At 75.6% G+C, this 25,690-nt stretch carries 25 protein-coding genes and 1 pseudogene; 18 read left to right on the forward strand and 8 right to left on the reverse strand.

Going from position 1 to position 25,690, the window contains the following annotated elements; all coding sequences use genetic code 11:
• Nucleotides 1-140: 140 nt before the first annotated feature.
• Both ACH443_RS10365 and ACH443_RS10370 read left to right on the forward strand, forming a co-directional pair.
• On the forward strand, nt 141-1,256 hold the full coding sequence (locus ACH443_RS10365; RefSeq protein ID WP_430590250.1) for a GNAT family N-acetyltransferase: 1,116 nt from the start codon (nt 141-143) through the stop codon (nt 1,254-1,256).
• Between the two features lie 85 nt (nt 1,257-1,341).
• Nucleotides 1,342-2,091 (forward strand): lysoplasmalogenase, encoded by a 750-nt coding sequence (locus tag ACH443_RS10370; RefSeq protein ID WP_429763747.1) that lies wholly within the window; start codon nt 1,342-1,344, stop codon nt 2,089-2,091.
• On the opposite strand, the gene ACH443_RS10375 is transcribed toward ACH443_RS10370, so the two are convergent.
• Nucleotides 2,004-2,219, reverse strand: a complete 216-nt coding sequence (locus ACH443_RS10375) for a GNAT family N-acetyltransferase (RefSeq protein WP_430590251.1) — start codon at nt 2,217-2,219, stop codon at nt 2,004-2,006. The two genes, ACH443_RS10370 and ACH443_RS10375, sit on opposite strands and share 88 nt — an antisense overlap.
• Before the next feature lie 44 nt (nt 2,220-2,263).
• The gene (locus tag ACH443_RS10380; RefSeq protein WP_430590252.1) at nt 2,264-2,473 is read right to left on the reverse strand and encodes a hypothetical protein; all 210 of its coding nucleotides are present in this window, start codon (nt 2,471-2,473) and stop codon (nt 2,264-2,266) included.
• 50 nt (nt 2,474-2,523) lie between these two features.
• Between ACH443_RS10380 and ACH443_RS10385 the strand changes: the two genes are divergently transcribed.
• Entirely contained in the window at nt 2,524-3,231 is a 708-nt protein-coding gene (locus ACH443_RS10385; RefSeq protein WP_430590253.1) for an alpha/beta fold hydrolase, read from the forward strand.
• Between the two features lie 9 nt (nt 3,232-3,240).
• Here the strand turns inward: ACH443_RS10385 and ACH443_RS10390 are convergent, their stop codons facing one another.
• A complete protein-coding gene (locus tag ACH443_RS10390; RefSeq protein WP_429763743.1) occupies nt 3,241-5,724 on the reverse strand; it encodes a DNA gyrase/topoisomerase IV subunit A in 2,484 nt (827 codons plus the stop codon).
• Nucleotides 5,725-5,917: 193 nt separating this feature from the next.
• Between ACH443_RS10390 and ACH443_RS10395 the strand changes: the two genes are divergently transcribed.
• The 6 genes and pseudogenes from ACH443_RS10395 to ACH443_RS10420 all read left to right on the forward strand — a co-directional run bounded on the left by ACH443_RS10395 (nt 5,918) and on the right by ACH443_RS10420 (nt 12,881).
• The gene (locus ACH443_RS10395) at nt 5,918-8,752 is read left to right on the forward strand and encodes a GNAT family N-acetyltransferase (RefSeq protein ID WP_430590254.1); all 2,835 of its coding nucleotides are present in this window, start codon (nt 5,918-5,920) and stop codon (nt 8,750-8,752) included.
• Nucleotides 8,753-8,836: 84 nt separating this feature from the next.
• Nucleotides 8,837-9,406: pseudogene (locus tag ACH443_RS10400) on the forward strand (DUF899 family protein); the annotation flags it as partial.
• Nucleotides 9,407-9,688: 282 nt separating this feature from the next.
• Nucleotides 9,689-10,288: a DUF5998 family protein gene (locus tag ACH443_RS10405; RefSeq protein ID WP_429763740.1), complete on the forward strand. Its 600-nt coding sequence runs from the start codon at nt 9,689-9,691 to the stop codon at nt 10,286-10,288.
• Nucleotides 10,285-11,502, forward strand: coding sequence for an alkaline phosphatase family protein (locus ACH443_RS10410; protein WP_430590255.1), 1,218 nt, complete (start codon nt 10,285-10,287; stop codon nt 11,500-11,502). The genes ACH443_RS10405 and ACH443_RS10410 overlap by 4 nt, the downstream gene beginning before the upstream one ends.
• 56 nt (nt 11,503-11,558) lie before the next feature.
• Nucleotides 11,559-12,173, forward strand: coding sequence for a DinB family protein (locus ACH443_RS10415; protein ID WP_430590256.1), 615 nt, complete (start codon nt 11,559-11,561; stop codon nt 12,171-12,173).
• 48 nt (nt 12,174-12,221) lie between these two features.
• Nucleotides 12,222-12,881, forward strand: a complete 660-nt coding sequence (locus tag ACH443_RS10420; RefSeq protein ID WP_429763737.1) for a thymidine kinase — start codon at nt 12,222-12,224, stop codon at nt 12,879-12,881.
• A 44-nt stretch (nt 12,882-12,925) separates the two neighbouring features.
• Here the strand turns inward: ACH443_RS10420 and sepH are convergent, their stop codons facing one another.
• Nucleotides 12,926-14,143 (reverse strand): septation protein SepH, encoded by a 1,218-nt coding sequence (sepH, locus tag ACH443_RS10425; RefSeq protein ID WP_429763736.1) that lies wholly within the window; start codon nt 14,141-14,143, stop codon nt 12,926-12,928.
• 152 nt (nt 14,144-14,295) lie between these two features.
• On the opposite strand from sepH, the gene ACH443_RS10430 reads away from it, so the two are divergent.
• The 3 genes from ACH443_RS10430 to ACH443_RS10440 all read left to right on the forward strand — a co-directional run bounded on the left by ACH443_RS10430 (nt 14,296) and on the right by ACH443_RS10440 (nt 16,440).
• A complete protein-coding gene (locus ACH443_RS10430; protein WP_429763735.1) occupies nt 14,296-14,958 on the forward strand; it encodes a trimeric intracellular cation channel family protein in 663 nt (220 codons plus the stop codon).
• A gap of 66 nt (nt 14,959-15,024) precedes the next feature.
• The gene (locus ACH443_RS10435) at nt 15,025-15,870 is read left to right on the forward strand and encodes an inositol monophosphatase family protein (protein WP_429763802.1); all 846 of its coding nucleotides are present in this window, start codon (nt 15,025-15,027) and stop codon (nt 15,868-15,870) included.
• A 270-nt stretch (nt 15,871-16,140) separates the two neighbouring features.
• On the forward strand, nt 16,141-16,440 hold the full coding sequence (locus ACH443_RS10440; protein WP_429729811.1) for a DUF4193 domain-containing protein: 300 nt from the start codon (nt 16,141-16,143) through the stop codon (nt 16,438-16,440).
• 122 nt (nt 16,441-16,562) lie between these two features.
• Here ACH443_RS10440 and ACH443_RS10445 read toward each other — a convergent pair whose 3' ends face one another.
• Complete coding sequence (locus ACH443_RS10445) at nt 16,563-17,033, reverse strand: DUF3093 domain-containing protein (RefSeq protein WP_429763734.1); 471 nt, start codon at nt 17,031-17,033, stop codon at nt 16,563-16,565.
• A gap of 142 nt (nt 17,034-17,175) precedes the next feature.
• On the opposite strand from ACH443_RS10445, the gene dut reads away from it, so the two are divergent.
• From dut to ACH443_RS10465, 4 genes are all read left to right on the forward strand, one after another.
• Nucleotides 17,176-17,661: a dUTP diphosphatase gene (gene dut / locus ACH443_RS10450; protein WP_430590421.1), complete on the forward strand. Its 486-nt coding sequence runs from the start codon at nt 17,176-17,178 to the stop codon at nt 17,659-17,661.
• 106 nt (nt 17,662-17,767) lie between these two features.
• Nucleotides 17,768-18,550 (forward strand): DUF3710 domain-containing protein, encoded by a 783-nt coding sequence (locus ACH443_RS10455; protein WP_429763733.1) that lies wholly within the window; start codon nt 17,768-17,770, stop codon nt 18,548-18,550.
• A gap of 46 nt (nt 18,551-18,596) precedes the next feature.
• Nucleotides 18,597-18,965, forward strand: coding sequence for an OB-fold nucleic acid binding domain-containing protein (locus tag ACH443_RS10460; RefSeq protein WP_429729800.1), 369 nt, complete (start codon nt 18,597-18,599; stop codon nt 18,963-18,965).
• Between the two features lie 47 nt (nt 18,966-19,012).
• Nucleotides 19,013-19,864, forward strand: coding sequence for a DUF3159 domain-containing protein (locus ACH443_RS10465; protein WP_430590257.1), 852 nt, complete (start codon nt 19,013-19,015; stop codon nt 19,862-19,864).
• On the opposite strand, the gene ACH443_RS10470 is transcribed toward ACH443_RS10465, so the two are convergent.
• Both ACH443_RS10470 and ACH443_RS10475 read right to left on the reverse strand, forming a co-directional pair.
• Nucleotides 19,861-20,622: a potassium channel family protein gene (locus tag ACH443_RS10470; protein ID WP_429763731.1), complete on the reverse strand. Its 762-nt coding sequence runs from the start codon at nt 20,620-20,622 to the stop codon at nt 19,861-19,863. The two genes, ACH443_RS10465 and ACH443_RS10470, sit on opposite strands and share 4 nt — an antisense overlap.
• Entirely contained in the window at nt 20,622-21,275 is a 654-nt protein-coding gene (locus ACH443_RS10475; RefSeq protein ID WP_430590422.1) for a potassium channel family protein, read from the reverse strand. Before ACH443_RS10475 ends, ACH443_RS10470 begins: the two co-directional genes overlap by 1 nt.
• Nucleotides 21,276-21,414: 139 nt before the next feature.
• Here ACH443_RS10475 and ACH443_RS10480 point away from each other — a divergent pair, with 139 nt between their 5' ends.
• Entirely contained in the window at nt 21,415-23,409 is a 1,995-nt protein-coding gene (locus ACH443_RS10480; protein WP_429763799.1) for an APC family permease, read from the forward strand.
• A gap of 65 nt (nt 23,410-23,474) precedes the next feature.
• Nucleotides 23,475-24,785: a class I SAM-dependent RNA methyltransferase gene (locus ACH443_RS10485; RefSeq protein ID WP_429763730.1), complete on the forward strand. Its 1,311-nt coding sequence runs from the start codon at nt 23,475-23,477 to the stop codon at nt 24,783-24,785.
• Between the two features lie 17 nt (nt 24,786-24,802).
• Here the strand turns inward: ACH443_RS10485 and ACH443_RS10490 are convergent, their stop codons facing one another.
• Nucleotides 24,803-25,531 (reverse strand): DUF5701 family protein, encoded by a 729-nt coding sequence (locus ACH443_RS10490; RefSeq protein ID WP_430590258.1) that lies wholly within the window; start codon nt 25,529-25,531, stop codon nt 24,803-24,805.
• Between the last annotated feature and the right edge of the window lie 159 nt (nt 25,532-25,690).

The following is a 25,690-nucleotide window of genomic DNA, read 5'->3' on the forward strand; positions in this document are numbered from 1 at the left end:
GGCGGTTCGTGGTGCGTGGTCCGCGCAGGTCAGGAGGCTGCGCGGTGGCTGCACCGTGCCACACGCCGTCGCACCGCGACAACCGGCGCCGGCCGCGAAAAGCCGTGCGCGCGACGCCGCGGCCGACCTACCGTGGGCCCATGGCCAGCACCGACCTGCGCGGGTCCCTCGCCGAGCGCGCCGCCGCCCCCGCCGTGCTGCCGGCGCTGACCGCGGGCGGCCTGACCTGGCGGCCCGCGACGACCGACGACGCGCCCGCGCTCCTGGACCTGCGGAACACGATCGCCGCCGCGGACCACGAGCCCTACCGCGAGTCCCTCGCGGAGATCGTCGAGCTCCTGGGGACGCCCTGGCGCGACCTCGCGGCCGACACGGTGCTCGGCCTGGACGCCGCGGGCGCGCTGCGCGCCTACGGCGACGTCGAGACGATGCCCGGCGACACGCGGCGCGTCCGTGCGTTCCTGTGGGGCGGGGTGCACCCGGACCGCCGCGGTGAGGGCATCGGCCGGGAGGTGTTCGCCTGGCAGGAGGCGCGGGCGCGCCAGGTGCTCGCGGCCTCCGGCAAGGACGTGCCGGGACGGCTCGCGGGGTTCCTCGAGGACAACGCGCCCGCCGCGAAGGTGCGCCTGTACGAACGGGCGGGCTTCACGCCGCGGCGCTACTACTCCGACCTCGAGCGGGACCTGCGCGACCTCCGCACCCACCCGCTGCCCGTCGTCGAGCTCGGCGACGGCCTCCGGCTGGTGCCGCTCGACGACGAGCACGACGAGCCGGCCCGCCTGGCCCACAACGACGCGTTCCGCGACCACTGGGGCAGCGAGCCGCAGACGCCGGAGCAGTGGCGCAGCGGCCGGGCGACGTACGCGCCCGAGTGGTCGTTCGTCGTCGTGGACCCTGCACCGGACGTCGAGGCCCTGCTCGCCGACCCCGCCACCGACGCCGAGACCGCGGCCGCGCTGCAGGTCGGCGCTCCGCTCGTGGTCGGCTACCACGTGGGGTCGCGGTACACCGAGGACTTCGCGGTGCGCGGCCACCCGTTCGGCTACACGGACATCCTCGGCGTGCGCCGTGCGTACCGCGGGCGCAAGGTCGCGGTCGCGCTGCTCGCGGCGGGGATGCGGGCGTTCGCGGCCGACGGCATGGCGGTCGCGGCGCTCGACGTCGACACGCAGAACCCGAGCGGGGCGCACGGGCTGTACGCGAGCCTCGGGTACACGAAACGCCACGGGTCGCGGCTGCTGACGATCGAGCTCTGACCGCGCAGCGCCCGCGCGCCGTGCCGCGGCGGAGCCGGGAGGCCGGGTTTCGGCGGGAGGCCCCGGGGGGCCTAGGCTGCCGGGCGTGACCGACGTCGTTCATCACGGGCTGCTCCCGGCGCCGCCCCCGCGGCTCCTGCCCACCGTCACCTCCCGCGCGGCAGCCGTGGCGCTCGCGATGCTCACCGTGCTGCACCTCGTGGCCCAGGTGGCCGAGGCCAGCACCTGGGCGCGGGTCACGCAGGTCTGCCTGATGCCGCTGCTCGCCGCGACGCTCTGGTGCGCCGCGCCCGCCCCTCGCTCGCGGCTGGTCCGCCTCGTCGTCGTCGCCCTCGGCCTGTCGTGGCTGGGGGACACGGCGCCCGCGGCGTTCGAGGGCGACGCCGCGTTCCTCGTCATGGTGGGCTTCTTCCTGCTCGCCCAGGTGGCCTACGTCGTCGCGTTCTGGCCGTCCCGGCGAGCGAGCGTCGCGCGCCGACCGGCGCTCCTCGCCCCCTACGCGCTCGCGGCCGTCGCACTCGTCGTGGCGTGCGCCCCCGGCGCGCCCGGCCCGCTGCTGGGCGCCGTGGTCGTGTACGGGGTCTGCCTGGTGGCGATGGCGGTGCTCGCCACGGGCGTGCACCCGCTGGCCGGAGCGGGCGGTGCCGTGTTCCTGGCGTCGGACGCCATGATCGCGCTGGGCGCGTTCACCGGCTGGTTCGACCCGCCCGCCTCCGGCTTCTGGGTGATGCTCACCTACGTCGCGGGTCAGGCGCTGCTGGTCGCCGGCGTGCTCGCGCGCAGCTGCAGCCAGCTGTCGGGCTCGGGGACGGGCGTGAAGCCGGCGCGCTCGTAGATGCGCCGGCCCTGGTCGGACGCGCGGAGCAGGACCCGCTTCAGCCCGAGGGACTCGATGTCGGCCAGCGCCCCCGCGACGACGGCGCGGCCCAGCCCGTGCCCGCGGTGCGCGGGGTCGACGATCACGTCCGCGAGCCAGCCGAACGTCGCGCCGTCCGTGACCAGGCGGGCTAGGCGGCGAGGTCGCCCGTCGCGGCGAGGACGCCGTAGTTCCGCGACCCCGCCATGGCGGCGCGGTGCCGCTCGCGGGAGCGGCCGACGGCCCAGTACGCGTGCGCGGCGAGCAGCTCGTGCACCCGGTCGGCGTCGATCCGCTCGGGGGCGGTGGTGAAGGCATAACCGTCGGGCAGATGGAGGTCGGTCGGGTCGAGGTCCGGCATGGCGGCAGTGAAGCAGCCGACGTGTCGGAGGTCACGCCTAATCTCGGGACATGGACATCATCCTGGTACCCGGGTTCTGGCTCGACGGATCGGCCTGGGACGACGTCGTCCCGGTGCTCACGGCGGCGGGGCACACGCCCCACGCCGTCACTTTGCCGGGCATGGAGGCGGTCGACGCCGACCGCTCCGGCATCCACCTCGCGGACCACGTGGACGCCGTCGTCGCCGCGATCGACGCCGTCCCGGGCGACGCGCCCGTCGCCCTGGTCGGGCACTCCGCAGGCGGCGGGCTCGTGTATGCGGCCTCCGACCGGCGACCCGGGCGGGTGGCCCGCGTGGTGTACGTCGACTCGGGGCCGTTCGCCGAGGGCCAGGCCGTGAACGCCGAGCTCCCGGCCGACGTCGTCGACCACGAGCTGCCCGCGTGGGACGCGTTCGAGGAGCAGGACCTCGCCGGGCTCGACGACGACCTGCGCGCGCGGTTCCGGGCGCGCGCGATCCCGCAGCCAGGCGGCACCGTCCGCGAGGGGCACCGGCTCAGCACCGACCTGCAGCGGCTCGACGTCCCGACCACCGTCATCGCCTGCGAGATGCCCGGCGAGGTGCTGCGCGGCCTCATGGCCGAGGGGCACCCGTTCGTCGCCGAACTTGCGCGGCTGCACGACTACGAGATCGTCGACCTGCCCACAGGGCACTGGCCGATGTTCTCGCGCCCGGCCGACCTGGGCGCGGCGGTCGTCGCCGCCGTCGCGCGCTGAGTCGCGGCGTCAGCCGATCGCCGCGACCGGCGCGGCGAGCGGCTGGCCCGAGCCGTCGCGGCGGTCGGTGCTCTCCGGCAGCTCGGCGGGCTGGCCGGCGCCGCCGACGGCGCGGGCGGGGCCCTCGCCCACCCAGGCCAGGACGAGGCCGTCCTCGCCCTTGAGGAAACGGTGCGCGCGCACCCCGCCCGTGCCGCGCCCCTTGCCGGGGTACAGCTCGTACGGCGTGACCTTGGCCGAGCCCCCGCCCGTGCCAGGCAGCGCGCCCGACGCGCCTGCCACCGTGACGACGGTGTGCAGGTCGCGGGTCGCCGCCCGTGCGACGCCGAAGAAGACGACCTGCTGGCCTGCACCGAGGCGGATGCCCGCCATGCCGGCCGCGGCCCGGCCCTGCGGGCGCACGGCGGAGGCGTCGAAGTGCAGCAGGCTCGCGTCGGAGGCGACGAAGACGAGCTCGTCGTCCTCGCCCACCGGTGCGGCGCCCACCACCCGGTCGCCGTCCTTGAGGGCGATGACGTCCCACTCGTCGCGGTTCGCGGGCACGTCGCCCGCCGCGACGCGCTTGACGACGCCGTTCGCGGTGCCGAGGGCCAGGGTGGGCGCGTCCTCGTCCAGGGAGGCCACGGCCAGCGCCGTCTCGCCGGGCGCGAGCGCGACGAGCTCGCTCACCGGGATCCCGCCCGACAGCGACGGCGGGCCGTCGACCGGGGGCAGCGCGGGCAGGTCGAGCACCGACACCCGCAGCAGGCGGCCGGCGGACGTGACGAGGCCGACGTCGCCGCGGGTGGTCGTCGCGACGTCGCCGCGCATCGCGTCGTGGGCGTGCCGGCGGCCGGCGCGCTCGAGGGGCGCGTCCGCGGCCTCGCCCGACGTGCGGGCCAGGAGTCCGGTGGCGGACAGCAGCGCCCGGGTGGGGGAGTCCGCGATCTCCAGGCTGATGGCCGGGGCCTTGCTGCGACCGTTCGTCGCCGCGGGGGCGGTGGCGCCGCCGGCGGAGTCGAGCAGCACCGTGCGGCGTGGCGTGCCGTAGGTGGAGGCGACCTCACCCATCTCGGCGCTGACGACGGCGCGCAGGCGCGCGTCGTCGGCGAGGATCTCCTGCAGCTCGGCGATCTCGCGCTCCAGCTCCGACTGCTCCTTCTCCAGCTCGATCCGGGAGAACTTGGTCAGGCGGCGCAGCTGCAGGTCGAGGATGTACGTGGCCTGGGGCTCCGACAGGTCGAACACGCCCATGAGGCGCTCGCGGGCGGCCGCGGCGTCGTCGGAGGAGCGGATGACCTGGATGACCTCGTCGATGTCGACGATGGCCAGCAGCAGGCCCTCCACCAGGTGCAGGCGCTCCTGACGCTTGGCGAGCCGGAACGTCGACCGGCGGCGCACCACGTCGATGCGGTGCTCCACCCACACGCGCAGCAGCTCCAGCAGGCCGAGCGTGCGCGGCTGGCCGTCGACGAGGGCCACGTTGTTGATGCCGAACGAGTCCTCGAGCGGCGTGGTGCGGTACAGCTGCTCCAGCACGGCGTCCGGGTCGAAGCCGGTCTTCACCTCGACGACCAGGCGCAGGCCGTGGGTGCGGTCCGTGAGGTCCTGCACGTTCGTGACGCCCTGGATCTTCTTGGCCTTCACGCCGTCGGCGATCTTCTCGATCACCTTCTCCGGGCCGACGCCGTAGGGCAGCTCCGTCACGACGATGCCCTTGCGGCGCGGCGTGACGTTCTCGACGCGGGCCGTCGCGCGGGTGCGGAAGGTGCCGCGCCCCGTGCGGTACGCGTCGCGCACGCCGTCGAGCCCCACGATCTTGCCGCCAGAGGGCAGGTCGGGGCCGGGGACGAAGCGCATGACGTCGTCGAGCGTCGCGTCCGGGTGCGTGATGAGGTGCTGGGCCGCGGCCACGACCTCGACGAGGTTGTGGGGCGCCATGTTCGTCGCCATGCCGACGGCGATCCCGGACGAGCCGTTGACGAGCAGGTTCGGCACGGCGGACGGCAGCACGGACGGCTGCGTGAGCTTGTTGTCGTAGTTCGGGACGAAGTCGACGACGTCCTCGTCGAGCCCGGCGGTCATCGCCATCGACGGCGGGGCGAGCCGGGCCTCGGTGTACCGGGGGGCGGCCGGCCCGTCGTCGAGCGAGCCGAAGTTCCCGTGCCCGTCGACCAGCGGCAGGCGCATCGAGAAGTCCTGCGCGAGGCGCACCAGCGCGTCGTAGATCGCGGTGTCGCCGTGCGGGTGCAGCTTGCCCATGACCTCGCCGACCACGCGCGACGACTTCACGTGCGCGCGGTCGGGCCGCAGGCCCATGTCCGACATCATGTAGAGGATCCGGCGGTGCACCGGCTTCAGGCCGTCGCGGGCGTCGGGCAGCGCGCGCGAGTAGATGACGGAGTACGCGTACTCGAGGAACGACGTCTCCATCTCCGCCGCGACGTCGATGTCGACGATCTTCTCGTCGAACGGCTCGTCGGTGACGGGTGCGCTGGTGCTCTTGCGCGCCATGCGGTGCGGCTCCTGAGTTCGAAGGGTGGCTCGGCGGGACGGACGGTGTCGTGCTCGTGTCGTGCTCGGTGTCGTGCTCGCTGGGGGCGCGGGCGTCCTCCGCGGACGGCACCAGACTCTAGTCGCCGGCGCCCACAGGGCCGCGCAGGCGCGGCGACGAGCCGCCGTCGCAGGCCCCGGATAGCCTGCTCGGGTGGACGTACCCGACACTCCGGACGAGCGGCAGGACGCTCGGCAGCACCCCGAGTACCCGGTCGCGTGGGAGGCCGACGTCGTGCTGCGCGACGGCACCACCATGCACGTGCGCCCGCTGCGTCCCGACGACGCCGACGCGATCCAGCGCTTCCAGGTGGCGCAGTCCGAGCGCTCGGCGTACTTCCGCTTCTTCGCGCCGGTGCGCCGGCTCACGGACCGGGAGCTGAACCGCCTCACGCACCTCGACCAGCGCGACCGGGTGGCCCTGGTCGCCGTGCGCCCCGGCGTCGACGACGACGGCCGCCCGCGCGAGGACGTGCTCGGCGTCGCCCGGTACGACAAGGTCTCGCCCGCGGAGGCGGAGGTGGCCTTCAACATCGCCGACGCGATGCAGGGCAAGGGCCTCGGCTCGGTCCTCCTCGAGCACGTCGCCGCGGCGGCGCGCGAGCGCGGGGTGCGGCGCTTCACCGCGGACGTGCTGCCGCAGAACTCGTCGATGCTCGCCGTCTTCCGTGACGCCGGGTACGCGGTGAGCCAGCACCTCGACGACGGCGTGGTCACGGTCGCGTTCGACCTCGACCCCACGGAGCGCTCCCGCGAGGTGATGGCCGACCGCGAGCACCGCGCCGAGGCGCGCTCGATGCAGGCGCTGCTGTCGGCCCGCCGTGTGCTGCTCGTCGGACCCGGCCCGGTCGGGCCGGCGGGAGCGACGCCGGAGCACCACCTCGCGCAGCGCGTCGTCGACGCCGCCGCGGCCGACCCGGGGGACACCCGGCTCACCGTGCTCGGCGCCCCCGGGCCGGTCCCGGACGCCCCGGGGCTCGCGGTCGCGGCGTCGTGGGACGACGCGCTGGGGGTCGAGGGCGGCGCGAACGGCGCTGCGGACGGCGGCGCTGCGGGCGGCGGCGACGACGGCGACGCCGACGACGGCGTCGACCTCGCCCTGCTGTCGGTGCCGCCGGACGACGCCGTCGACGCGGTGCGGCGCCTGGCCGGGCGCGGCGTGCGCGGCGTCGTCGTGCTGGCCGCCGGGTACGCGGAGACGGGGCCGGACGGCCTGGCCAGGCAGCGCGAGCTGGTGCGCGCCGCGCACGCGGGCGGGATGCGGGTGGTCGGCCCCGCGTCGTTCGGCCTGCTCACCACGACGCCGGGCGCACGGCTGCACGCGAGCCTCGCGGAGCGGTCGCCGCGCGCCGGCGTGGTCGGGATGTTCTGCCAGTCGGCGCCCGCCGCCGTGACGCTCACGCGGACGCTCGAGCGGCGCGGCCTCGGCGTCTCGGCCCTGCTGTCCGCGGGCCACCGCGCCGACGTGTCGGGCAACGACCTCATGCAGTACTGGCAGGACGACGCGCGCACCGCCGTCGTCTGCCTCTACCTCGAGTCCATCGGCAACCCCCGCAAGTTCTCCCGGATCGCGCGCCGCCTGGCCGGGGTCAAGCCCGTCGTCGTGGTGGTGGCGGGCCGGTCGGGGCAGGTCGTGCCCCCGGGGCACGCCGTGCGCGCGACGCGTGCGCCGCGCCGCCTGCTCGACGAGATGCTGCGGCAGTCCGGCGTCATCCGCGCCGAGAACACCCACCAGCTCATGGACGTCGCGCAGGTGCTCGCGCACCAGCCGCTGCCGACCGGCGGCCGGGTGGGCATCCTCGCGTCGTCCGCCGCGCTGGCCGCCCTCGTCGCCGAGGCCGCGGCCGCCGCGGGCCTCGTCGTCGCGGCGTCGTCCGACTTCCTGCCGCCGGACGCCACCGACGAGCAGATCGCCCACGTGACCGACGCCCTGTACGCGCCGGGGGCGTGCGACGTCGTCGTCGCCGTCGACGTGCCCGTCGTCGTGCCGCGCACCGGAGCCGTGGCCCGGGCCGTCGCCGAGGCCGCCGCGCGGACCGGGCGCACCACGGTCGCGTCGATGCTCGGCCTCAGCGGCCTGCCCGACGAGCTCGCGGCGACGGGCCCGGACGGCACGCCCGTGCGGATCCCCGCGTTCTCCACGCCGGAGGACGCCGTGACGGCGCTCGGCAAGGTCGTGACGTACGCGCGCTGGCGCACGGAGGACCGCGGCACCCACGTGCGGCCCGAGGGGATGGACGCGCGGCGCGCGCGCCGGCTCGTCGAGGGCTGGCTCGCCGACGCCGAGGGCGGCGACGGGCGGGTGCTCACCCAGGACGAGACGGCCGAGCTGCTCGACTGCTACGGCGTCCGGCTGTGGCGCTCGCGGACCGTGCGCACGGCGGACGAGGCCGTCGCGGCGGCGGACGCGCTCGGCTGGCCGGTCGCCCTCAAGACCGCGTCGACGGCGCTGCGCCACCGCACCGACCTGGGCGGGGTGCGCCTGGACATCGCGGACGCCGCCGAGCTGCGTGCCGACGTCGAGCGCATGCGACAGGTGGCGCTGGAGGTCCTGGGGGAGGACGAGCCCGCCATGGAGGTGCAGGCGATGGCTCCCGTCGGGGTGCCGTGCGTCATCCGCTCCGGCGAGGACCCGCTGTTCGGCCCGAAGGTGTCCTTCGGCCTCGCGGGCGACGCGACCGACCTCCTCGACGACGTGGCCTACGGCATCCCGCCCCTGACCGACGTCGACGTGGCCGCCATGGTGCGCACCGTGCGCGCGGCGCCGCGGCTGTTCGGGTACGGCGGCGCGCCGGAGGCCGACATCGACGCGCTCGAGGACGTGCTCGCGCGCGTGTCCGTGCTGGCCGACGACCTCCCCGAGCTCGCGTCGCTGGAGCTGTACCCGGTCGTCGTCGGCTCGGTCGGCGTGAGCGTGCTGCACGCCGTCGTCCGGCTGCGGTCGGGGGCCCAGCGGGCCGACGCTCCCCGGCGCGCGCTGCCCGGCTGATCCCCGGCTGGTGCCCGGCTGAGTGTCGGTCCGGGCGTCCCCCGTTCGTCGTGCTGATGACAGCCGACCAGCGAGGAGCGCACCATGACCACGACCCGGACCGAGGGCGTCGCCTCGGCGCCCGCCGTCCCGCCCATCGTCGACCGGGAGGCCTGGCGGGCCACCCGCGAGGACCTGCTCGTCCGGGAGAAGGCGCACACGCGGGAGGGAGACGCGATCGCCGCCGCCCGCCGCCGCCTGCCGATGACGGAGGTCGACGCGGGCTCCGTCGTCGTCGGGCACCACGGCCCCACCACGCTGCTGGACCTGTTCGCCGGGCGCGAGGAGCTCGTCGTCTACCAGCACATGTGGCACCCGGGCGCGCCGGTCGAGGACCAGTGCGCGGGCTGCACCCTCACGTACCTCGCCGTGCAGGACCCTGCCTACCTCACCGCCCGTGGCGTGTCGTTCGCGGTGCTCGCGCAGGCGACCTACGCCGAGCTCGCGCCGTTCGTGGAGTTCATGGGATACCCGCAGCACTGGTACGCGGTCGCGGACCCCGCGTCCCGCGGGGAGGACGAGATCGTGCGCGGCGACAACTCCGGTACCTGGGTGTGCTTCCTGCGCCAGGGCGACCGGGTGTTCCTCACCGGCACGCTCACGGGGCGAGGTTGCGAGGCCACGATGCCGGCGCTCGCGCTGCTCGACCTGACGCCCCGCGGCAGGCTCGAGGCCTGGCAGGACTGCCCCCGGGGTGGCCGGACGGCAGGGAGCCCGGCTGGTTCTGGCGGGCGCACGCGGACGGGTCCGGCAGCGGCTGGGGTGCGGGCCGGCCCACCGCCCAGTGGGCGCGCCCGGACGCCGCCCCGGCGGGGGACTCGGGTCACGACCACCCGCACGGGACGGCCCGCCCCGGCGATGGTGGTCTCCCGCCGGGGGTGGTGGGAGAATGCGCGGGTGCCGCATGCGACCGCCCGTGAGAACCTCCGTGCCGACCTGTCCGCCCACGTGCGCCGGGCCGGGTACTACCCGGACCTCGTGGAGGACGTCCTCGACGTCGCCCTCGCCGACGAGGACGTCCTCGCCCACCTCGTCCAGGCGGAGACCACGTTCGACGACGCCGTGCGCCGGCACCTCACCGTGCTGGCCCTCACGCCGACGCGCCTCGTCACCGCGCACGTCGACGACCACGAGGGCGACGCCGCCCACCCGTCGTCGGCGGCCGCGACCACGGAGGCCGTGCCGCTGAACGAGATCCGGTCCGTCGCGCTGACGCACATCGTGGACGAGCCGGCGGAGCACCGGCCCGGCGACAGCGCGTCCGAGCTCACGCTCGCGATCGGGTGGGGCGCCGTCTCCCGCGTCGACCTCGAGCCGGCGCAGTGCCCGGACCCGAACTGTGAGGCCGACCACGGCCTCACCGGCACGCTCACGCCCGACGACGTCGTGGTACGCGTCAGCGGGGCCGCGGAGGGTCGGGACGCCCTGCGCCGCGCGATCGCGTTCTCGCGCTCCTTGTCGGCGGCGACCGGGGCGGGCGGGCGCGCCGCCCGATGACGGCGACCCTCGCGCTGCCCGACGGCCTCCTCGCACCCTCCTACGGGACGGGCTCACTCGCCGCCGTGCTGCCCGCCGTCGCGGGCGCCCTCGGGGCGGACCTCACGACGGCGACCGGGCTGCGGTCGGCGGACTGCCGCGACGCGCTCGGGCTGCCGTCCGAGGTGCAGCGCGCGGTCGTGGTCCTCGTCGACGGCCTGGGCCTGGCCAACCTCGCCGAGCGCGGCGGGCACGCCCCGTTCCTGCGCTCGCTGGCCGCGGACGGCCGATCGGTGCTCTCCAGCTTCCCCTCGACGACGGCGGCGGCGCTCGCGACCTTCGGCACCGGGACGGCCCCCGGCCGCACAGGGCTCCTGGGCTACACGCAGCGCAACCCCGCCACGGGCGGCCTCGCCACCACGGTGTCCTGGACCGAGCAGTCGGACCCGTACCGGCGCACCAAGCTCTCCGGGCCGATGCGTGCCGAGCCTGAGGACGTGCAGCGCGAGCCCACGGTGCTCGAGACGCTCGTGCGGGACGGCGTGCGCGTCACCTCGCCCGGCCCCGCCCGGTTCGCGGGCTCCGGGATGACCCGCGCGGCGCTGCGCGGGCCGCGCTACCTGGCCGCCGAGGGGCTGGACGCCCAGGTGGGTGCCACGGTGCGCGAGCTGCGCGCGCCCGGCCTCGTGTACCTCTACCACGGCGCCGTGGACAAGGCGGGCCACCAGCACGGCCCGCAGTCGTGGCAGTGGGGAGACGCCCTGGAGGAGACGGACTCCGAGCTGCGCCGCCTCGTGCGCTCCGTGCCGAGGGGCACGCTCGTCGTCGTCACGGCCGACCACGGTCAGGTGACGGCGGACCTCTCCCGCCAGCACGACGTCGCCGCGCACCCTGAGCTCGCGCGCGACGTCGCGCTCCTCGGCGGCGAGCCGCGCGCGGGCCACGTGTACGTCACGCCCGGCGCCGACCCGCGAGACGTCGCGGCCCGCTGGGCCGCGGTGCTCGGGGACGACGCGCTCGTCGTCCTGCGCGACGACGCCGTCGCGGCCGGCTGGCTGGGCCCGGTGGCCGACCACGTGCTCCCCGCCGTGGGCGACGTCCTGGTCGCGGCGCGAGGAGCGGCGACCGTGGTCGACTCGCGCCTGCACCCGTCCGGCGCCCGCGAGATGCCGGGCGTGCACGGGTCGCTGACACCCGCGGAGATGGTCGTGCCGCTGCTCGTCGTGCAGGCGTAGCGCGCGCCGCGCCGAATGTCGTGGCGCGCCCGCGTGCCGGGTGCCACGATGCCGAGATGGAGCAGCTCGATCAGGGCGGCGAGCAGGACCCCGCGCCCCGCTGGACCCGCGCCACCGTCTACCCGGACATGTGGGTGGACCCCGACGACGACCCGCGCGAGAGCGACGTCGAGCTGGTCGACGAGCGGGCGATCCTGCTCGACGCGCTGCGCTCGTACCGGCTGACCGTCGAGATGAAGTGCGCCGACCTGGACGCGGAGCAGCTCGCCCGCCGCTCGGTGCCGCCGTCCACGATGTCGCTGCTGGGCCTGGTGCGGCACCTCACGGAGGACGAGCGGCACGTGCGCCGCATCATGACCGGCGAGGACGCGCCGTGGCTGTACCGCAGCGAGGCCCGCCGCGACGGCGACTGGGACGGCGCCGTCGCCGACCCTGTCGTCGTCGACGAGGCGTTCCGGCACTGGCGCGAGGAGATGGCCGCCACGGACCGCATGATCGACGGCATCGACGACCTCGGCGCGACGAACGCCGGCTTCTCCGACCTCGGCGCGGAGCCGGGCGGCGCGATCTCGCTGCGGGAGCTGCTGCTCAGCCACGTCGAGGAGTACGCGCGGCACTGCGGGCACGCGGACCTGCTGCGGGAGCGCGTGGACGGGCGCGTGGGCCAGTAGCGCGGGGCACGACGCCGGGGAGGCGCGAGGTCTGACAGGATCTGGCCCATGGCCGAGCTCGTCTTCTTCTCCGGGACCATGGACAGCGGCAAGTCGACGCTGGCGCTGCAGACCGACCACAACCACGCGGCGCGCGGGCGGACCGGGCTGATCTTCACCCGCGACGACCGCGCCGGCACGTCCCGGCTGTCGTCGCGGCTCGGGCTCGAGGTGGACGCCCGCGAGGTCACCGATCACACCGACTTCTGGGACGTCGTGGCCGCCGAGCGGCAGGCTGGTCGCGTCGTCGACTACCTCGTGTGCGACGAGGCGCAGTTCTACTCCCCGGCGCAGGTCGAGCAGCTCGCCCGGCTCGTCGACGAGGTGGAGCTGGACGTCTTCGCCTTCGGCATCACCACCGACTTCCGCACCCGGCTGTTCCCCGGCGCCGCCCGCCTCATCGAGCTCGCGGACCGCGTCGAGGAGCTGCAGGTGCGCTCCCTGTGCTGGTGCGGCGCCCGGGCCACCCACAACGCGCGCACCGTCGGTGGCGTGATGGTCGTCGAGGGCGACCAGGTGGTGGTCGGCGACGTCGCGGGGGCGCCCGACGGCGGGCCGGTGTCGTACGAGGTGCTGTGCCGGCGTCACCACATGCGACGCATGACGCAGGCCGACGCCCGCCGTCGCGCGGCGGTCACGGACCAGCTGGACCTGGGCGACGGCGCGTAGCCCGCCGGACGTCGGCCGGAGGTGGGCCGGCGGTGGGCCGGCGGTCAGGACGAGGGGCGGCCGCCGCCGAACACGATCTCGTCCCAGCTCGGCACCTGCGCGCGGCCCTTGCGTCCCGGGCGTCGCGCGCCCGCAGGCTTGTCGGTCCGGGGCGCCGGTGCGGCGGGCTGCGGCCCGGCGGCGCCCTGCGCGGGCGGACCGCTGGGTGCGGGCGCGTCGTCGACGACGTCGGAACGGGTGTCCTGGTGACCGTCCTGGTGATGGTCCTGGCGCGCGTCCGTGGCGCCGTCGGCCTTCTCGGACCCGTCGTCGGCCTGGTCGAGCGGCAGCACCCCGGGCACCGGCCGGCGCGCGGACGACGGGTGGGTCGAACGGTCGGGAGGCGGGCGCAGGCCCGCCCGGCGCGACCCGAGGTCGACGACGCTCGCGCCCGCCGGGTCGGCGTGCTCCGGCTCCGGGGCGCCGGCCGACGCGTCGGCCGGGGGAGCGCTGACGTGGCCGACGGGAACCGGCTCCGGCGCGGGCGGGACGTCGTCCGCCGCGCGGGCGGGCGTCCTCCGGCGGTCGCCGGGCCGCTGTCCGCGCCGTCCGGCCAGGTCGTCCAGGAGCAGCGCCGTGGTGTCGTCGTCGGGGTGGCGGCGGGGGGCGACCGTCCGGCCGCTCGTCGAGGGCACGCCCAGCACGTCGGGGGAGACCGGGTCGTCCGGCTGGCCGAGCCAGCGCGCCTCGTCGTCGAGCGGTGTCACGACGCGGCCCTTGGGGTCGAAGGTCCAGCGTGCCGACCGGTCGCGGTCGCCGGCGGAGAACCGCACCTCGACCACCCACGGCGCGGTGCCGTCGCGGCGGGCGGACCAGCGGGCCTCGTCGGCCGTAACGCCCCTCGCGGCCAGCCGCGTGTCGGCGACCTCCCCGAGCGTCGTCGTCTCGTCGTCGCCCGGCAGCCGGTGGGCGCGCACCTGACCGATGACGTGGTCGCGCTCCGCGGCCACGGGCCACTCGTAGCGCTGCACGTGCTCGACCGGGAGCCCGGACTCCTCGGCCAGCTCCTCGACCGACGCCCCCGCACGCAGGCGCGCCTGGAGGTCGCGCGGGCGCAGGGTCGTCGCCGCCTGGGCGCGCAGCGCCTCCGTGCGCGGTCGGTCGCGTCGCACCGCGGCGCGCAACGCCTCCGTGATGGGCAGGGTGCTCTCGGTGCCGTCGGGGCCGCGCAGGACCAGGCGCTCACCGTCCTCGTGCAGCCTCACGAGCTCGAGCTCGGCCATGCTTCCTCCCTCACAGGTCGCCCTCGGGAACTCCGTCGGGGCGGGTCCGCCTGTTCGAGGGTGCCACCGGCGCGGGGCGGCGCCGCGCAGGCGCGTCGGTGTGCCGTCGATTGGCGCGCCCCGGGCGGGCGGGCCTGGGAGGATGGCGTCCCGTGGACGCGTTCACCTCCGGCCCCGTCTCCTACCTGGAGCTCGTCGCCGTCTTCGTCGCGGCGGTCTCGGGAGGGCTCGCCGCCGTGCGCAAGCGGTTCGACGCGTTCGGCGTCCTGGTCCTCGCGTGGGTGACCGGGCTCGGCGGCGGGATCCTGCGCGACGTCCTGATCGGCGACACGCCCCCGGTCGGCATCTCGAGCTGGCGGCTCGTGCTGGCCGCGCTCGCCGCGGGCGTGATCATCTTCTTCTTCCACCCGGGCCTGGAGCGGATGCGGCGCTCCATCCTCGTGCTCGACGCCGCCGCGCTGTCGCTCTTCGTGCTGCAGGGGACCACGAAGTCGCTCGACCTCGGCGCGGGCGTCCTCGCCTCCGTGGTGGTCGGGGTCCTCACCGCCGTGGGCGGCGGGATCCTGCGGGACGTGCTCGTGGGCGAGGTGCCGCTCGTGTTCGCGGACCGCCAGCTCTACGCCGTGCCCGCGCTCGTCGGCGCCGGCCTCACCGCGCTGCTGTGGCACGAGGACGTGCTGCAGGTATGGACCGCCCTCGGGGTGGTGGTCCTCGTCTTCGGTTTTCGCATCGCGTCGCTCGCGCGCGGGTGGACCGTGCCGCACCCCGGCCCCGGGTGGACCGCCCGGTGGGGGCGGCGGTCGGGCAAGATGTAGGCCGTGGACGAGCGAGCGGCGAACGGGGACCAGACCGACGGGAGCGACACCGGCACCGGTGTCGAGATCGACGTCGAGATCGACGTCGACGTCGAGGCGCTGCGGGCGCTGGCCCGCAGCCTCGCGTGCGAGGCGGGGGCCCTGGTGCGCGACGGCCGCCCGGAGCGGGTCGAGGTCGCCGCGACCAAGTCGTCCGACGTCGACCCGGTGACGGACATGGACCGGGCGGCCGAGGCGCTGCTGCGCCGGCGGCTGGCCGAGGAGCGGCCCGACGACGCGATCCTCGGCGAGGAGGGCGACGACGTCCCGGGGACGTCCGGGCTCACGTGGGTGCTGGACCCGATCGACGGCACGGTCAACTACGTGTACGGCGTCGCGTCCTATGCCGTCTCGGTGGCCGTCGTGGCGGGTCCCCCCGACCCGCGGCGGTGGACGGCGCTCGCAGGCTGCGTGCACTCGGTGGTCGACGGACGCACCTGGACCGCGGCACGGGGTGGCGGGGCGGAGCGCGACGGGCGGCCGCTGTGCGTGCGCCGCCCGGACGCGCTGTCGCGGTCGCTGGTCGGCACGGGGTTCGGGTACGCGCCCGAGCGGCGCGCCCGCCAGGCCGAGGTCCTCGTCGACGTCCTGCCCCGGGTGCGCGACATCCGGCGGATCGGGTCCGCGGCGATCGACCTGTGCCTGCTCGCAGAGGGAGCGCTGGACCTCTACTACGAGCGCGGGCTCAACCCGTGGGACCTGGCGGCCGGGGCGCTCGTGGCCGCGGAGGCCGGGGCGTGGGTCGGCGGGCTGCACGGTCGTGGCCCGGGCGCCGCCATGACGGTCGCGGGCGCGACCCCGGTCGTGACGGAGCTCGTCCGGTTGCTCGAGGACGCCGACGCCGACCGTCCGGAGGACGGCGCGCGCGGCTGAGCGGCTGACGAGGTTCGGCGTTCCACGCCCGGGCGCCGGGGTGAAAAACTGCGTCAGACCGACCGTCACGCCGAGGGCGAACAGCGCGCAGCGGCGGTGCGTCGTCGCAGGTCAGCGGCCGATCGTCGCGCTGTGACACGAGGAACAGCGCGTGGTGTCGCGCGCCCGCCCGAAATGGTGCACAATCCGTGGGCCGACCGGGAACAAAACCCGGTCACCGAGCATTATCAGCGCGTACCGATCCCGACACCACGGAGCGTGACCACACAGATGGCAACCGACTACGACGCCCCCCGCAAGAACGACGAGGACGTGGAGCAGGACTCGATCCAGGAGCTCCAGGCGCGTCGTTCCGACAAGTCGTCGGGTGTCGTCGACGAGGACGAGACGGAGGCCGCGGAAGGCTTCGAGCTTCCCGGCGCCGACCTGTCCGGCGAGGAGCTCGCGGTCCGCGTCCTGCCCCGCCAGGCCGACGAGTTCACCTGCACGAGCTGCTTCCTCGTCCACCACCGCAGCCAGCTGGCCTACGAGAAGAACGGCCAGATGATCTGCACGGAGTGCGCCGCCTGACCGACCGCAGCGTCGGGGCACCAGCACCACGGACGACACGGGCCGTCACGTCGAGGACGTGACGGCCTTCGTCGTCCCCGGGACGGCGCGACGACGGGAGCCGACGAGACGGGTGCCTGCCCTCAGCGCGTGAGCGCCGCGGCCAGCTCCTGCGGACGCCGGGTCGACAGCAGCCAGTACGGGGTCGGGTCGAGCGGGTCCTCGAGCTCCACACGCACGCCGGTGCGCGCCCACGCGCGCAGGCACACGAACGCGCGCGCGTCGAGGGCGGGGCCGAGGGCGGTCCGCATCGCCTCGGTGTCGTCCATCGTGGTGACCTCGCCCAGGAGGTCGACGGCGATCTGCGCCTTGCCGGCGCGCAGCCGCCCGTCGGCCACCTCGATCACGGGCGCGGTCGCGACGAGGGCCGCGAGGGTGGCGGCCGCGACGAGCAGGCCGACCACGGCACCGACCGTGTGCGCCAGCGGCCACAGGGTCACCCCGACGATGACGCCCAGCCCGACGGCGCCGCACCAGGCCGCCGGCCCCGGGGACAGCCGCTCCCGGTAGACCGGGCCGGTGACGGTGGGAGGGTGGGCCGCGTGCTCGCTCATGGGTCCATCATCCCAGCACCGCGGCACGGACCCGCCCCGGTCCGGGACGCCGGTGAGCCGTCCGCCGGTCGGCTACGCTTCCCGGGTGCCTGACACCGCCAGCCAGCCCGTGACGCCGCCCGCGAGCCACGACGCCAGCCACGTGAGCACGGACCCGAGCACCGACCCGAGCACCGACCCGAGCACCGTCGACGTCCTCGTCACCCTGCTCGACGACGTGCCGACCCCCGCGTACGCGCACCCGGGCGACGCGGGCGCGGACCTCGTGACCACGGTCGACGTCGAGATCCCTCCGCAGTGCCGCGTCGTCGTGCCCACCGGGGTCGCGATCGCGCTGCCGGAGGGGTACGCCGCGTTCGTGCACCCGCGCTCCGGCCTCGCGGCGAAGCACGGGGTGACCGTGGTGAACGCCCCCGGCACGATCGACGCGGGCTACCGGGGGGAGATCAAGGTGATCCTCCTCAACACGGACGTCGCCGAGCCGGTGCGGCTGCGCCGGGGCGACCGCGTGGCGCAGCTCGTCGTGCAGCGGGTGGAGCACGCCCGTTTCCTCGTGGCGACGACGCTGCCCGGGTCGCACCGGGGCGCGGGCGGGTTCGGTTCGAGCGGCGGTTTCGCCGGCGGCTGACGCCCCCGGGCGCGGACCGGGGGCGTGAGCGAACCGGTCTACTGTGGGAGATGGGTAGGGCTCGTCCGGCCGCCGGACGAGCAGGACGACGAGAAGGAGATCCTCCGTGGGGCTGTTCCGGCGCAACGCGTCGCAGAAGGCGACCGACGAGGCCCGCGAGCCCGCGGCCGCGGAGGCCGTGGCGCCCGCCACCGGCGCCGACGCCGCCACCGACCCGGGAACCGACGGGGCCGCGGGCGAGCGTCCCGAGCGCGGCCCGTTCGACTCGACCCAGGTGACGGGCATGGGCCCGCGCGTGGACCTCGGCGCCGTCTGGCTGCCCGTCCTGCCCGGCCTCGAGCTGCGCATGGAGGTCGACAAGAAGACCCAGAAGGTCACCGGGGTGTCCGCGACGCTCAACGGGTCCGGTCTGCAGGTCCAGGCGTTCGCCGCCCCCCGCACGGAGGGCATCTGGGACGAGGTGCGCGCCGAGATCGGGTCGTCCATCACACGCCAGGGCGGCACGGTCGACGACGTGCCCGGCACGTTCGGGCGAGAGCTCATCGCGCGCATCCCCGCCACCGGGCCCGACGGCAAGCCGGCCGTGCGTCCCGCCCGCTTCGTGGGCGTGGACGGGCCGCGCTGGTTCCTGCGCGGCGTGCTGTCCGGGCGCGCCGCGGTCGACCCGGAGGCCGCGAAGCAGCTCGAGTCCGTGTTCGCGAACGTCGTCGTCGTGCGGGACGGCAACCCCCGCCCGCCGCGCGACCTGCTCACGCTGACCCTGCCCAAGAGCGCGCGCCAGGGCGACGCGCCGGGCGAGGACACCACCGCGGGCCCGGAGGGCGCCGCGCCGCAGACACCGTCGTTCGACCCGCTGACCCGCGGGCCGGAGATCACCGAGATCCGGTGAGCGACCCGGCCGCGAGGCCGGCCCGTCCACCAGCCTGGAGCTGTTGATGTCCCTGCGAACCGCCGTCCGGCACGCGCTGGCCTCGGCCGACGAGGTCGCCGCCGACGAGGAGCGCCACGAGGCCGCGGCCCACCGCGGCTGCACGCCGGTCGCCGACCTGGGCGACCGACGTCGGGCGAGCGCCGCCGGCGTGCTGCGCTCGGTCGTGCTGCGCCCCCGCGAGGGCGTCCCGACCGTGGAGGCCGAGCTGTACGACGGCTCCGGCTCCCTCGACCTCGTGTGGCTCGGGCGCCGGGCCATCGCGGGGATCGACCCGGGGCGCCGCATCCGGGTCGAGGGCCTGGTGTGCGACATCGACGGGCGGCGCACCATGTTCAACCCCCGGTACGAGCTGCGCGCGCGGGCCGGCGAGTGAGCGACGGGTACCCCGCGGCGGGGAAGCCGACCGGGCCGACGGAGCCCGTGACGTCAGCAGCGCCCGCGGGGCCCGCGGCGGACGGGCGCGGCGTGCGGGCGGTCACGGGCGACTCGTTCTCGTTCGGGCAGGCCGTCGGCGGCGTGCGCGGCGTGGTCGAGGCGGTGCTCCCCGGCCTGCTCTTCGTGGTCATCTACGTCGTCGCGTCGATGGGCGGCGATGAGCGCGGTGCCCTGACCTGGGCGCTGATCGCCTCCGTGGGCGCGGCCCTCGTCGCCGTCGTGGCGCGGCTCGCGCAGCGCACGCCGATCACGCAGGCCCTGGGCGGGCTGCTCGGCATCGGCGTGGGCGTGTTCTGGGCGTGGAAGTCCGGCGAGGCCCAGAACTTCTACGTGTGGGGGCTGTGGACCAACGCCGCCTACCTCGCGGCCATCCTCGTCTCGCTGGTGGTGCGCTGGCCCGTCGTCGGGCTCGTGGTGGAGGCGGTGCGCGGCGGGTTCGCCGACGTCGCCGCCGAGCGCGCCCGGCACGCCGACGGCGAGCAGCCGCAGGCCGGGCCCGCCGGCACCGGTTCGCCCGAGACCGCCGCGTCCGGGGCGACCGCGCCGGACGCCGCTCCGAGCCCCCTCGCCGCGCTGGTGGCGTGGCGCAAGGACCCGGAGCTGGTCCGGCGCTACACCCTCGCCACGTGGTTCTGGGCGGGGCTGTTCGCGGTGCGCCTGGCGGTCAAGGTGCCGCTGTACTTCGCCGACAGCGTCGGCTGGTTGGGCACCGCCCACCTGGTGCTGGGCGTCCCGCTCTGGGGCCTCGTGCTCTGGCTCACCTGGGTCGTCGTGCGCGGCGCGCACTCCGGCCGGCCCGCGGCCGCGGCCGACGAGCCGGCCCGACCGGGCGCCTAGCGGTCGTCGCCAGGTCCCTCGTCGTCGAGGCCGTCCACCGCGGCGAGCTCCGGCGCCACGAGGGGATCGCCCGCCGCGATGGCGGGGACGGCCGGGGCGCCGTGGCTGAGCAGGTGCTGGAGCGACTCCTCGTCCGCCTGGCTGCCCATCACGAGCACCAGCTCGTCGCCGGTCTCGAGCGTGTCGTCCGCGGTCGGCGCCAGAGGCTGCGCGCCGCGCACGATGCACGCGAGCACCGTGTCCGTCGGCCAGACGACGGAACCGACGCGGGCGCCCACGAGCGGCGAGTCGTCCGGCAGCGTCACCTCCACGATGTCCGCGCCGGACTGGTGGAAGGTGAAGATCCGCACCAGGTCCCCGACCGCCACGGCCTCCTCGACCATCGCGGTCATGATCCGCGGGGTCGACACGGCGACGTCGACGCCCCAGGAGCCGTCGAACATCCACTCGTTCTTCGGGTTGTTGACCCGCGCCACGGTGCGGGGCACCCCGAACTCGGTCTTGCACAGCAGCGAGAAGACGAGGTTGGCCTTGTCGTCGCCGGTGGCGCCGACGACGACGTCGGCGCTCGTGACGTCCGCGGCCTCGAGCGAGGACAGCTCGCAGGCGTCGGCGAGCAGCCAGTCGGCCTCGGGCACCTGCGCCACCCGCATCGCGGCGGGGTTCTTGTCGATGAGCACGACGTCGTGGTCGTGCGAGAGGAGCTCGCGGGCGATGGACCGGCCGACCGACCCGGCCCCGGCGACGACGACGCGCATCAGCTCTCCTCCCGCCGCGGCTCGTGGGTGAGGACCCGCTCGACGGCGGCCGCGTCGTCGGCGCGCATGAGGACGTGCAGCACGTCGTTCTCCTGCAGCACGGAGCCGGGCGTCGGCAGGATGCCGTCGGTGTAGCGCGACAGGAAGGCGACGCGCGCGCCGGTGGCCTCCTCGATGCGGTGCACCGTCAGGCCGGCCCAGCCGGGGTGGTAGTCGATCTGCGCGAGGCGCACCTGCCCGGACGGGTCGCGGTACTCGTCGGTGGCGCCCAGGGGGAGCATGCGGCGCAGCACCTGGTCGGCCGTCCAGCGCACGGTCGCGACCGTCGGGATCCCGAGGCGCTGGTAGATCTCCGCGCGCTGGGGGTCGTAGATGCGGGCCACGACGTTCTCGACGCCGTACGTCTCGCGCGCGACCCGCGCGGCGAGCACGTTGGAGTTGTCGCCGTCGGACACGGCGGCGAAGGCGTACGTGTCCTCGATGCCCGCCTGGACCAGCGTGTCGCGGTCGAAGCCGACGCCCGTCACCTTCTGCCCGGAGAACCCGGCCGGCAGACGGCGGAACGCGTCGGGGTTCTGGTCGACGACGGCCACGGAGTGGCCGTGGGACTCGATCGTCTGCGCGAGCGTCGACCCGACGCGGCCGCAGCCCATGATCACGAAGTGCACGGGCGAAACGCTATACCTCGCGGGGCCCCTCGACATCGCCGCCGGCGTCGCCACCGACGTCGCCGCCGACATCGCGACGGGACGCGCGCGCCCGCCGGGCACGGCGGGCATAGCATTGCTCGACGTGTCGGACATCGCGGACGCTGCCAAACGGCTCCTCATCGGGCGCCCCGTGCGCAGCGAGAACCTGGGGCACACCCTCCTGCCCAAGCGGATCGCCCTGCCGGTCTTCGCCTCCGACGCGCTGTCGTCGGTCGCGTACGCCCCGGACGAGATCCTCCTGACCCTGGCGGTCGCCGGCATCGCCGCGACGACGATCTCCCCGTGGGTGGGTCTCGGCGTCGTCGTCGTGCTGCTCGTGGTGGTGTCGTCCTACCGCCAGAACGTGCGCGCCTACCCCTCCGGCGGTGGCGACTACGAGGTGGCGACGACGAACCTCGGGCCGTCGGCCGGCATCGGCGTCGCCTCGGCCCTGCTCGTCGACTACGTCCTCACCGTGGCGGTCTCGATCTCGTCGGGGGCCCAGTACGCGGCCTCCGCCCTGCCGTTCCTCCGCGGCCACGAGGTGCTGTTCGCCGTGGCGGTCGTCGTGATCCTCACCGTGATGAACCTGCGGGGCGTGCGCGAGTCGGGCACGGTCTTCGCGATCCCCACCTACTGCTTCATGGCTCTCGTCGGCCTCCTGGCCGTCGTCGGGGCGATCCGGTTCTTCGCCGGCGACCTGCCGCTGGCCGAGAGCGCAGGCTTCGAGATGACGCCCGAGGCGGGCTTCGACCAGGGGCTCACCGGCCTGGCGGGCGCGTTCCTCCTGGCCCGGGCCTTCGCCTCGGGCTGTGCCGCCCTCACCGGCGTGGAGGCGATCAGCAACGGCGTCCCGGCGTTCCGGAAGCCCAAGTCGCGCAACGCGGCCACCACCCTGGCCCTGCTGGGCGGCATCTCCGCCACGATGATGATCTCGATCCTGCTGCTCGCTCAGGCCACCGGCGTGAAGTACGTGGAGGACGCGCACGAGCAGCTCACCGCCGGCGGGCAGCCGCTGCCGTCCGACTACAACCAGCACCCCGTGCTCAGCCAGCTCGCGGAGGCCGTCTTCCAGGGCTTCACCCCCGCGTTCGTGGCGATCTCGATCGTCACGGGGCTGATCCTCGTGCTCGCGGCGAACACGGCGTTCAACGGCTTCCCCGTGCTCGGCTCGATCCTCGCCAAGGACGGCTTCCTGCCGCGCCAGCTGCACACGCGCGGCGACCGGCTCGCGTTCTCCAACGGGATCATCACGCTCGCCGTCGCGGCGATCGTCCTCATCGTGGCGTTCGACGCGCAGGTCACGCGCCTCATCCAGCTGTACATCGTCGGTGTGTTCGTGTCGTTCACGCTCTCGCAGCTCGGCATGCTGCGGCACTGGACGCGGGCGCTGCGCAAGGAGCCCGACCCCGCCGAGCGTGCCCGCATGCAGCGTTCCCGGATCGTCAACGGCGTCGGCTTCGTGATGACGGCGACCGTGCTCGTCATCGTGCTGGCGACGAAGTTCACGCACGGCGCGTGGATCACCCTCCTGGCGATGGGCGTGCTCTTCGCGCTGATGAAGGCGATCCGCGCCCACTACGCCCGGGTGCGCACCGAGCTCGAGCTCGACGACGTGGCCGGGGCGCGTGCCCTGCCCAGCCGCGTCCACGCGATCGTGCTGGTGTCCAAGATCCACAAGCCGACGATGCGCGCCGTGGCGTACGCGCGGGCGTCGCGCCCGTCGGTGCTCGAGGCGGTGACCGTCGGCGTGGACGCCGAGGAGATCGCGGAGCTGCGTGCGAGGTGGGAGGCGTTGGACCTCCCGGTGCCGCTCCGCGTCCTCGACTCGCCCTTCCGGGAGATCACGCGGCCGGTGCTGAAGTACGTGCGCTCCGTGCGCCGTGACTCGCCGCGCGACCTGGTGGTCGTCTACATCCCCGAGTACGTCGTCGGGCACTGGTGGGAGCAGCTGCTGCACAACCAGTCGGCCCTGCGCCTCAAGGGGCGGCTGCTGTTCACGCCCGGCGTGGTGGTGGCGTCGGTGCCGTGGCAGCTCTCGTCGTCGGCCGGCCAGACCGGGCTGGAGGGGACGTCGCCCCGCGGTCCGCGGTTCTGACCGGTGTCCTGACCGGTGTCCTGACCGTGTTCTGACTGGGCCGCGCGCGGGGGAGAATGGTGCCCATGCCCCGACCTCGCCGTTCCGCGCCGCGCCCCCGTCCCACCACACCGGACCCCGAGGTGGGCCGGGAGGTCGAGCTCGAGATCGGCCCTGTCGCGCACGGCGGGCACTGCGTCGCGCGGCTCGACGGCCGCGTCGTCTTCGTACGCCACACGCTGCCCGGCGAGCGCGTCCGCGCACGCGTCACGGAGACCGGCAGCCGGTTCTGGCGCGCCGACGCGGTCGACGTCCTCGAGGCGTCGCCGGACCGCGTCCCGTCCGCCTGGCCCGAGGCCGGCCCGGGCGGGGTCGGCGGAGGCGAGCTCGCCCACGTGGCGCTGCCCGCGCAGCGCCGCTGGAAGGCCGCCGTCCTCGTCGAGCAGCTGCAGCGGCTCGCGAGGCTCGAGCGCGACGTCGTGGTGGAGGGGGCGCCCGGGGACGACGAGCGCGGCGGGCTCGGCTACCGCACCCGCGTCGACCTCGTGGCCGACGCCGACGGCCGGGCCGGGATGCGGCGCTTCCGCTCGCACGACGTGGTGCCGCTCGACGGCATGCCGCTCGCGACCGAGGCGGTCGCGGCGCTCGCGGACGCCGAGGACGTGTGGAGCCGCCGCTGGCGGCCGGGCGCCCGCCTCGAGCTGGTGGCACCGGCCGACGGCGCGGACGCCCTGCTCCTGGTCGACGAGGTGCCGTCGCGTCGCGGCCGCGCGGACACCCGCCCGAACGCCCGCCGGTCGGTCACCGAGACGGTGCGGGCGGGCGGCGCCGAGCACCGCTACCGCGTGGCGGGCGACGGGTTCTGGCAGGTGCACCGGGCGGCGCCCGACCTGCTCGCCGGCGCCGTGCTCGACGCCGTGCACGCGACCCCGGGCGGCCTCGACGGCGCGACCGTGCTCGACCTCTACTCCGGTGCGGGCCTGTTCACCGTGCCGCTCGCCGCGGCCGTGGGTGGCTCGGGCCGCGTCGTCGCCGTCGAGGGCGACGCCCGCGCCGTGAAGGACGCCCGCCGCAACGCCCACGACCTGCCGCAGGTCGAGCTGCACCTCGGCGCCGTCGACCGTGTCCTGGCCGACGGCGACGCGACCGGCGCGGACGTGGGCGCCGCGGACGTCGTCGTGCTGGACCCGCCGCGCGCCGGCGCCGGCCGGACCGTCGTCGACGCGATCGCCGGCCGCGGCCCGCGGCGCGTCGTCTACGTCGCCTGCGACCCCGCGGCGCTCGCCCGCGACGTCGCCTACCTCGCCGGGCACGGGTACGAGCTCACCGGGCTGCGCGCCTTCGACCTGTTCCCGATGACGCATCACGTCGAGGCGGTCGCGGTCCTCGACCGCTGACGGGTGTCGTCCCCGGGTCAGGGGTGACGAGCGGCCGTGGACGCGAAGCCGAGCCACGTGTGCCGGTTGCGCCACCAGCACCAGCCGACCTTGGGGGCGCCGCGCCGCTCGCTGCCGTCACGGCCGGTCCCGTTCGAGATCCACACGGCGGGGGTGCGCGCGTCGTAGGTCCCGTCCGGCCGGCGCAGCCGGGAGCCGATCGTCATGAAGCAGAGGTTCCGGGCGAGGACGTCGGGGGACTGCAGCACCCAGTGGATCCCCTCGGCGAGGGTGAGCGGGCTGCGACCCTGCGCGGCGATCGCCGGCTCCGCCTCCTCGGGCGACCAGTTCGCCATCTCGTCGCCCCGGTCGGGGCCGGCGACGGCGTAGACGTCGGCGTCCGGCACGTCGACGCCTGGCACGGGCACGAAGTCGTCCGCGTCGGTCATGTCGACGACGACGAAGCCCGCGCGCTCCACGGCGCGTCCGCGGACCGTCGTCGTGCGGCGCAGGTGCCCGGCGAGGGCGGACGGCGGCAGGACGCGCGGGTGGACCACCAGGAGCGACCCGGCCGGGGCCGTGCGCTCCAGCGCCGCGGCGGCGTCGCGCAGCGCGGCGGGGGAGAGCGCCTGCGGGGGCACGACGTCGCGCGCCAGGAGGAGCTCGGCCTGCGCGGTGAGCGAGGGCAGCCGGGGCAGGCCGCCGGTCGCGACAGCGGCGCGGGCGTCGGACGGGGCGGCAGAGGTCGTGGGCGTGCGCGACGGCATGGGCGTCCTTCCGGTCGAGGGCAGCAGCACAACGCGCTGGCCACGACGGTTGTTCCCGTGCGCCGTACGGAAATCTGCCCGCGCACCGGGCCGGGGGACCTGACGCCGAGATATCTTGACGTCAAGATATATGGGCTATGCTGAGCAGGTGCCCGGCGT

It is taken from the genome of Isoptericola sp. NPDC019571 (assembly GCF_044389385.1).
Classification (GTDB): Bacteria; Actinomycetota; Actinomycetes; order Actinomycetales; family Cellulomonadaceae; genus Isoptericola; species Isoptericola nanjingensis.